The organism is Nocardia sp. NPDC047648, assembly GCF_040642815.1.
GTDB classification, from domain to species: Bacteria; Actinomycetota; Actinomycetes; order Mycobacteriales; family Mycobacteriaceae; genus Nocardia; species Nocardia gamkensis.
This window is the reverse complement of record NZ_JBEYSX010000009.1, coordinates 306,973-314,315: the sequence shown is the minus strand read 5'-3', so window position 1 is coordinate 314,315 and position 7,343 is coordinate 306,973. Positions and strand designations below refer to the sequence as shown.

At 67.4% G+C, this 7,343-nt stretch carries 7 protein-coding genes and 1 pseudogene; 1 reads left to right on the top strand and 7 read right to left on the bottom strand.

The window, feature by feature from the left end; translation table 11 throughout:
- Positions 1 to 571 precede the first annotated feature (571 nt).
- The 7 genes and pseudogenes from ABZ803_RS21150 to ABZ803_RS21120 form a co-directional block, all read right to left on the bottom strand.
- Positions 572 to 1,696 carry a bifunctional 2-methylcitrate synthase/citrate synthase gene (locus tag ABZ803_RS21150; RefSeq protein ID WP_357040701.1) on the bottom strand — a complete coding sequence of 375 codons (1,125 nt, stop codon included), beginning with the start codon at positions 1,694 to 1,696 and terminating at the stop codon, positions 572 to 574.
- Positions 1,696 to 2,610 carry a methylisocitrate lyase gene (gene prpB, locus ABZ803_RS21145; RefSeq protein ID WP_357040697.1) on the bottom strand — a complete coding sequence of 305 codons (915 nt, stop codon included), beginning with the start codon at positions 2,608 to 2,610 and terminating at the stop codon, positions 1,696 to 1,698. The genes ABZ803_RS21150 and prpB overlap by 1 nt, the downstream gene beginning before the upstream one ends.
- Positions 2,607 to 4,112: a 2-methylcitrate dehydratase PrpD gene (prpD, locus tag ABZ803_RS21140; protein WP_357040694.1), complete on the bottom strand. Its 1,506-nt coding sequence runs from the start codon at positions 4,110 to 4,112 to the stop codon at positions 2,607 to 2,609. Before prpD ends, prpB begins: the two co-directional genes overlap by 4 nt.
- 143 nt (positions 4,113 to 4,255) lie before the next feature.
- Positions 4,256 to 4,975, bottom strand: coding sequence for an ABC transporter ATP-binding protein (locus ABZ803_RS21135; protein WP_357040691.1), 720 nt, complete (start codon positions 4,973 to 4,975; stop codon positions 4,256 to 4,258).
- On the bottom strand, positions 4,972 to 5,733 hold the full coding sequence (gene cbiQ, locus ABZ803_RS21130) for a cobalt ECF transporter T component CbiQ (RefSeq protein ID WP_357040688.1): 762 nt from the start codon (positions 5,731 to 5,733) through the stop codon (positions 4,972 to 4,974). Before cbiQ ends, ABZ803_RS21135 begins: the two co-directional genes overlap by 4 nt.
- Entirely contained in the window at positions 5,734 to 6,120 is a 387-nt protein-coding gene (locus ABZ803_RS21125; protein WP_357040755.1) for a PDGLE domain-containing protein, read from the bottom strand. It abuts the gene before it with no gap.
- Between the two features lie 48 nt (positions 6,121 to 6,168).
- Positions 6,169 to 6,816: pseudogene (locus ABZ803_RS21120) on the bottom strand (energy-coupling factor ABC transporter permease); the annotation flags it as partial.
- Between the two features lie 127 nt (positions 6,817 to 6,943).
- Between ABZ803_RS21120 and ABZ803_RS21115 the strand changes: the two are divergent.
- A complete protein-coding gene (locus tag ABZ803_RS21115) occupies positions 6,944 to 7,279 on the top strand; it encodes a metalloregulator ArsR/SmtB family transcription factor (protein ID WP_357040752.1) in 336 nt (111 codons plus the stop codon).
- Positions 7,280 to 7,343: the final 64 nt, after the last annotated feature.

Here is a 7,343-nt window from a genome sequence, read left to right as displayed (position 1 = left end):
CGCCCCGGCACCCCCACCACCGACAACGCACCCACCGCCCCCAACACCCCACCAGCCCGCAACACCCCACGCCTACTGAAACCATCCATCACAACACCACTCCTCATTGAGCCGGGACGGGATCGCGAGGAGCGGGCGGCGAGAGTGCAACGCCTATCCTGCGATCAGAATAGCTATTAACTTAGCACAGGTTCTAGCCGATGTCCCGGTTGTGTTCAGGAGCCTTCGCAACCTTCGGCGCCCAGGTCGGCGAGCGGGCCGATGAGCGGCCTGAATACTTACCCGAGGCGAAATCGGCCCCGACCCGAGCTAGGGGTGAACGCGGACGGCTCTCCCGAAGTCCCGACGAAACGAGTGCAGGTTCCGCCTTCGATCTTCGTCTTGCGTTGGATAATTCACAGTCACATAATGGCGCGAGGAGCCTCGACCGCCAGCCGACTCACCGACCGCCCCGGACCTACATCGCCCGCCGAGTCGTCAGAGCGGCCGGGCATGCCCGGCGAGGCCGTGTTCGGCGAACGGGGCCGGGCGCCGTGTTGTCCCGCGAACCGCCGGTACCGCCCGAAACGGCTCAGGCGACGATCGAGCGCTGTGGTACTCCGGTGTATGCGCTCAGCGGGCGGATCAGCGCGTTCGACTCGCCTTGTTCGATGATGTGCGCGGTCCAGCCGGTGATGCGGCTCATCACGAAGATCGGGGTGAACACCTCGATGTCGAAGCCGAGCAGGTAGTAGGCGGGGCCGGTCGGGAAGTCCAGATTCGGCGCGAGGCCGGTGGCCTCGTTCATCGCGCGTTCGAGGATCTCGTACATCCGCACCCACTTCCGGCCGTCGGTCGCGGCGGCGATATCCAGGAAGGCCTTCTTCATGGTGGGTACCCGGGAGTCACCGTTCTTGTAGACGCGGTGGCCGAAGCCCATGATCTTTTCCTTCTCGGCCAGCTTGTCGCGCAGCCACTTCTCGGCCAGCGCGGGATCGTCGATCTCGAGCATGTCGCGCATGACCGCCTCGTTCGCGCCGCCGTGCAGCGGCCCCTTCAAAGCGCCGATGGCGGCGGTGACGGCGCTGTAGATATCCGACAGCGTGGAGGTGACCACCCGAGCCGCGAAGGTGGAGGCGTTGAAACCGTGCTCGGCGTAGAGGATCAACGACACCTCGAACGCCTTCACCAGTTCGCGCGATGGGATGGTCCCGAAGCACATGTTCAGGAAGTTTTCGGCATACCCCAGGTGCGAGTGCGGTGCGACCGGGTCCAGACCATGGCGACGGCGCTGGTCGGCCGCGACGATGGTCGGCAGCACCGCGAACATGCGCAGTGCTTTGGCGCGATTGGCCCTCGCCGAATTGTCATCCTCGGCCGGATCTTCGGCGCCGAGGTAGCTGATGGCGGTGCGGACCACATCCATCGGGTGGCAGTTGTCCGGCATCTTGGCCACCAGCGACAGGAGCGACCGGTCGGCGCGCCGCCATGCCCGCTCCTGCCGGCAGAACCTCTCCAGCTCGGCGTGGGTGGGCAGTTCACCGTGCCAGAGCAGGTAGGCCACCTGCTCGAAGCCGCAGTGGGCGGCCAGATCCTGGACGGCGTAGCCGCGGTAGGTCAAGGAGTTGGTTTCGGGCACCACCTTCGAGATGGCGGTGGTGTCGACGATTACCCCTGCCAGACCTTTGTTGATGGCCGGTATCGCGGTGTCCGTCATCACGGGTTCCTTCCCGTAGTGAAATCGAAGATGTCGGAGTCGAATTCGTTGTAGGCCTCGTACCGCAGCAGTTCGTAGAGACGGCTGCGGTGCTGCATCCGATCCAGCAGGCCCGCCTGCGTGCCGTGCTCGAAGATTTCGCGCAATCCGGCTTCCGCCGCGAACATCGCCAGACGCAGCGTCGACACCGGGTAGAGAACCGCGTTGTAGCCGATGGATTGCAGAGTGGCCGCCGGGATCAGCTCCGACTTGCCGAATTCGGTCATGTTGGCCAGCAGAGGAATCGAGACGGCGGCCCGGAACTTCTCGAACTCGGCGACCGTCCGCAGCGCTTCGGTGAAGATCAGGTCGGCGCCGGCGTCGCCGTAGGCGTTCGCCCGATCGATCGCGGCGTCGATGCCTTCGATTCCGGCGGCGTCGGTGCGCGCGCAGATCACGAAGTTCGGATCCCGCCGCGCGGACACCGCTGCCCTGAGCCTGCGCACCATCACCTCTGTCGTCACCACGGCCTTGCCGTCGAGGTGACCGCACCGTTTCGGATTCACCTGGTCCTCCAGGTGACAGCCCGCGATTCCGGCGTCTTCCAGAATCGAGACGGTGCGTGCGGCACTCATCGGTTCGCCGAAGCCGGTGTCGGCGTCGATGAGCACCGGCAGGTCGGTGACCCGCGCAATCTGCCTGCCGCGTTCGGCGACCTCGGTCAGCGTGGTGAGCCCGATATCGGGCAGAGCGAGATCGGCGGAGACGACCGCCCCGGAGACGTAGACGCCTTCGAAGCCGATCTCCTGGATCAGGGCGGCCACCAGAGGACTGAACGCGCCAGGGAACCGCTGGATCGTTCCGGAGGTCAGTCCCGTGCGGAATGCGGCGCGTTTGTCGGCGGCCGAGGTCGCCGCGGCCAGCAGGCCGGTCATCGGAAAAGCCCTTCCGGCAGCTTCGGCGCCTGGGCGAGCACCCGGTCGGAGACCGAGAAGTTCAACTGTGCCAACTCCTCGGCCGACAACTCGGCCGCGCGCTGCGCGACCTCCAGGAAGCGGTCCTGTTCGGCGGGATCGATGACGCCCCGCGCCAGCGTCCGGAACTTGGTGATGTACTCGCCGCGGGCGAAGGGGCGCGCGCCGAGCGGATGCGCGTCGGCCACCGCCAGCTCGTCGACGATCACCTCACCGCTGTTCAACGTGACTTCCGCGCGGGCGCCGAACGCTTTCTCGCCCGGGTCGGTCGAGTGGTAGCGGCGGGTCCACTCCGGGTCCTCGGCGGTGGAGATCTTGCGCCACAACTCGACGGTGTCGGGGCGCTGCGCGCGCTCGGGCGCGTAGGAGCGCTCGTGATGCCAGGTGCCGTCCTGCAAGGCGACGGCGAAGATGTACATGACCGAGTGGTCCAGGGTCTCCCGCGACGCGGTCGGATCGAACTTCTGCGGGTCGCCCGATCCGGTGCCGATCACCACGTGGGTGTGGTGGCTGGTGTGCAGCACGATCGAGGCGATCCGGTCCAGGTCACCGATCCGCTCGCGCATCCGCCGGGCCAGGTCGATCGGCGCCTGGCTCTGGTATTCGGCGGAGTGCTCCTTCGTGTAGGTGTCGAGGATCGCGCGCTTGGGCTCGCCCGGGCCGGGAAGCGGCACGGAGTATTCCTTCCCGGGTCCGCCGAGAAGCCGGGCGATCACACCGTCCTCGCCCTCCCAGATCGGCGACGGGGCGCCCTCGCCACGCAGGGCGCGGTCCACGGCCTCGACCGCCATCTTTCCGGCGAAGGCGGGCGCGTAGGCCTTCCAACTCGAGATCTCCCCCTTGCGGGACTGGCGGGTCGCGGTGGTGGTGTGCAACGCCTGGCCGATGGCTTGGTAGATGGTCTCGGTGTCCAGCGCCAGCAGCGTGCCGATACCGGCCGCCACCGAGGGACCGAGATGGGCCACGTGGTCGATCTTGTGCTCGTGCAGGCAGATCGAACGTACGAGATCCACCTGGATCTCGTATCCCGTCGCCAGCCCGCGGATCAGGTCACGGCCGCTGCGGCCGGCATGCTGGGCCACCGCCAGGATCGCCGGGATGTTGTCACCGGGGTGGGAGTACTCCGCCGCCAGGAAGGTGTCGTGGAAATCCAGCTCGCGTACCGCGACACCATTCGCCCAGGCCGCCCATTCCGGCGAGAACCGGCCCGGCACACCGAACACCGTCGCGCCCGGCCGATACGGATGCGCCAGCGCCTGTGCCCGGGCGTTGGCCACCGGACGGCGGGTCACCGCCGCGGCGGCGACCGCCGCGTTGTCGATGATCCGGTTGACGATCATCTCCTCGGTCTCCGGCGCGACCGCCACTGGATCCGCGGCAACCTCGGCGATCCGCCACGCGAGATGCTCCTCGCGCGGGAAGTGCTCGGCGGAGCGGTGGGTGCGGACGAGGTGGTTTATCACGGGGTGCGCCTCCGAACGTCGATTTCCGGTTTCCGATTCGCACGCTACGCACGCGCATACCGGCTCGATATACCTCGCAGATGCCGATATTTGCGTGCCGAAATCAGCGAATATGCGTAGATTGCGAAACTTCTCCGGCCGGTTCAGCTGAGGCGATGCGCGGCAAGGAGCTGGGTATCGGCAAGTATCTCGTCTATCGCCCCGTCGGCGACGATGCGGCCGCCGTCGAGGATGACGGCGCGCTCGCAGATGCGCTGGGCGTAGGGCAGATCGTGGGTGACCAGGACGAGTGTCGTCGGCAGGGTGAGCAGGATCTCGGCGAGTTCTCGGCGGGCGACCGGGTCCAGGTTGGCCGCGGGCTCGTCGAGGACGAGCACCTCCGGGCGGCATGCCAGGACGGTGGCGAGCGCGGCGCGGCGGCGTTCGCCCAGCGACAGACGGGCCGGGGAGCGGTCGGCTCGATCGGTCATCCCGACGGCGGCGAGCGCGAAGCGCACATTCTCGGCGAGGTCTTCGCCGCGCATGCCGAAGTTGGCGGGTCCGAACGCGACATCCTGTTCGACGGTCGGCATGAACAGTTGGTCGTCGGGGTCTTGGAAGACGACGCCGACGCGCCTGCGTACGGTGCGCACGGTGGTGCGGTCCACGCGGGTGCCGCCGATGTACACCTCGCCCGATGTCGCGCTGAGCACACCGTTGAGATGCAGCATCAGTGTCGATTTGCCCGCGCCGTTGGGGCCCAGAACCGCGACCCGTTCGCCGCGGGCGATGTCGAGATCCACCCCGTGCAACGCCCCGGTCCCATCCGGATAGGCGAAGGTCAGGCCGGCCAGACGTACGGCGGGGGCCGTCGACTCGCTCACCGGGCGATCCAGGCGCCGACACAGACACCGAGGGCGACCGAGGCGGGAACACCGGAGAAGATCCATTGCCTCCGGGTGGCCGGAGGCGTGCCGAAATCGATAATCCTGCCGGTGAACCCGCGCGAGAGCATCGCCAGGTGAACTCGTTCGCCTCGTTCGTAGGATCGCAGGAACAGGCTGCCGACGCCGCGCGCCGTGGCACCGATCTGACGTATCGTCCGCGGGTCGTCTCCGCGCGAGATCCGCGCCAAGCGCATGCGGGCCGCCTCGTCGGCGATCACGTCCACATACCGCAGCATCAGCACGACGATCGTGACGATCATGCCGGGCACATGGAGCCTGCCGAGTCCGCCCGGCAGCTCGCGCACGCTCGTGGTGGCCGCGACGGTCAGCGAAACACCCACTCCGATCGAACCTTTCGCGATGATTCCCCATGCGGCGTGGACACCCGTCGTCGACAGCGACAGTCCGAAGACAGTCGTTCTGGGTTCTCCGGCCGCGAACGGCAGCAGAATCGCCAGCGCGACGAAGGGCATTTCGATCAGCAGCCGCGGCGCGATCCATCGCGGCGGAATCCGCGCCACGCGCCAGACGACGAGCAATCCGGCCGCGTAGACGGCGAACGGCCAGAACATGTCCCTTGGTGTCGCGACCACCGCGAAGACGGTGATCACGGCGCAGACGATCTTCGCCTCGGCCGGCGTCCGGTGCACCGGCGAACTGCCGGGCAGGTGCAGCCGATGGCTGACGGTGGACACCTAGCCGGACTCCGGTTCGGGCGACTCGGCCGTGCCATTCGAAACACGTTCGCCCCCGGTGCGATTCGATCGACCTGCCCTGATGACGCGCACCACGGCGAACAGCGCGGCGAATGCGGCGGCGGCTCCGAGAATGCCCGCGACGCCGGTCAGCCGGTCATCGCCGTCGATCGTGTACCCGGCCAGCGGCGAATCCGCCGACGCGTGATCGTCCGCGTTCCGCGCGATGCACTCGCCGCGCAGTTCTTCGTTGCCGTCGACCTGCACCACGGTACAGCCGCGCCGTGTCGTGGCCTCGAGACCGTCGGGTCGCGAACTCGCCAGGTACGAGAGCAGGCCCGCGACAAGTACCGCGACGGCGGCGAATCCGAACAGGAATCCGTTCATCGATAGTGCGGCGCGCGGCGTCCGCGCACGCGTTTTCGTCCGATCGGCGGCGCGCAGAAGGTAGACGAGGTCGGGGCGGGCGTTGACTACGGCGACGACGGTGATCGCGGTGATGATGCCTTCCCCGATACCGATCAATGCATGGGTGCCCAGCATGTACCAGGTCACCGCGCCGGCTGTGGATCCCGCCGCCCCACCGATGGCGTACTCGGCAGCGAAACCCATAGCGGCACAGATGGTCGCGGCCCACGCCGCGACGAACGCGACGACCCCGACCCCGCCGCGTCTCGGCGCGAAAGGCAGCAACCGGCGCGCGGCGAGATAGCCCACCGCTGCCCCGAGCAACGCCATATTCGTGATGTTCGTACCCAGCGCCGTCAACCCGCCGTCGGCGAACAGCAGTGCCTGCACGACGAGCACGATCGCCACACACAGCGCACCCACATAAGGCCCGGCCAATATCGCGGCGAGCGCGCCACCGAGCAGATGCCCGCTCACGCCCGGCAGGATCGGGAAGTTCACCATCTGCACCGCGAAGATGAAAGCGGCCACCAGACCGGCCATCGGAGCGGCACGCTCATCGAGTTCGACACGCGCGCGCCACGCCGCGAATCCCAGCCCGGCGAGGGCCACGACCGCGAATACCGCAGAGGTGGATGCGTCGACGATGCCATCGCTCATATGCATCGCCGACATGGTCTCGCTCACCTCGGGAAACGATACACGCCATATATGTTCAACTGGACCGATATATGGGTGTCCGCAATATTTGGCCGCGCCGAGCAGACAACGGCAGAGTAGAGCGGTGGCTACGAGTGACCCGCTGGATTCCGAACACGCCCGGCCCGCCGGGCTCGGCTTGGACGTCTCCAGTGTCGAGCACTGGGCACACCGATTCGACCTGCTGTCCGACGCCAATCGACTGCGGCTGCTGGTGTGCCTGCACCACACCCCCGGCCAGAGCGTGACCGAACTCGCCGCCACGGTCGGGATGACGGCGACCGCCGCCTCACACGCCCTGCGTCAGTTGCGTCACCAGGGATGGGTCACCGCATCCAAGAGTGGCCGCATCGTGCGCTACCGCCTCGCGGACGAAACGATTCATCGACTCCTGCACTGGATCGGCGCCACCCACGCCTCGGAACCGAGTGCACTGTAGGAACATCGACGATATGGCATGAACGGGTGCGGGTGATGCCGCGGTGCGCTACCCGGCGAGGGAC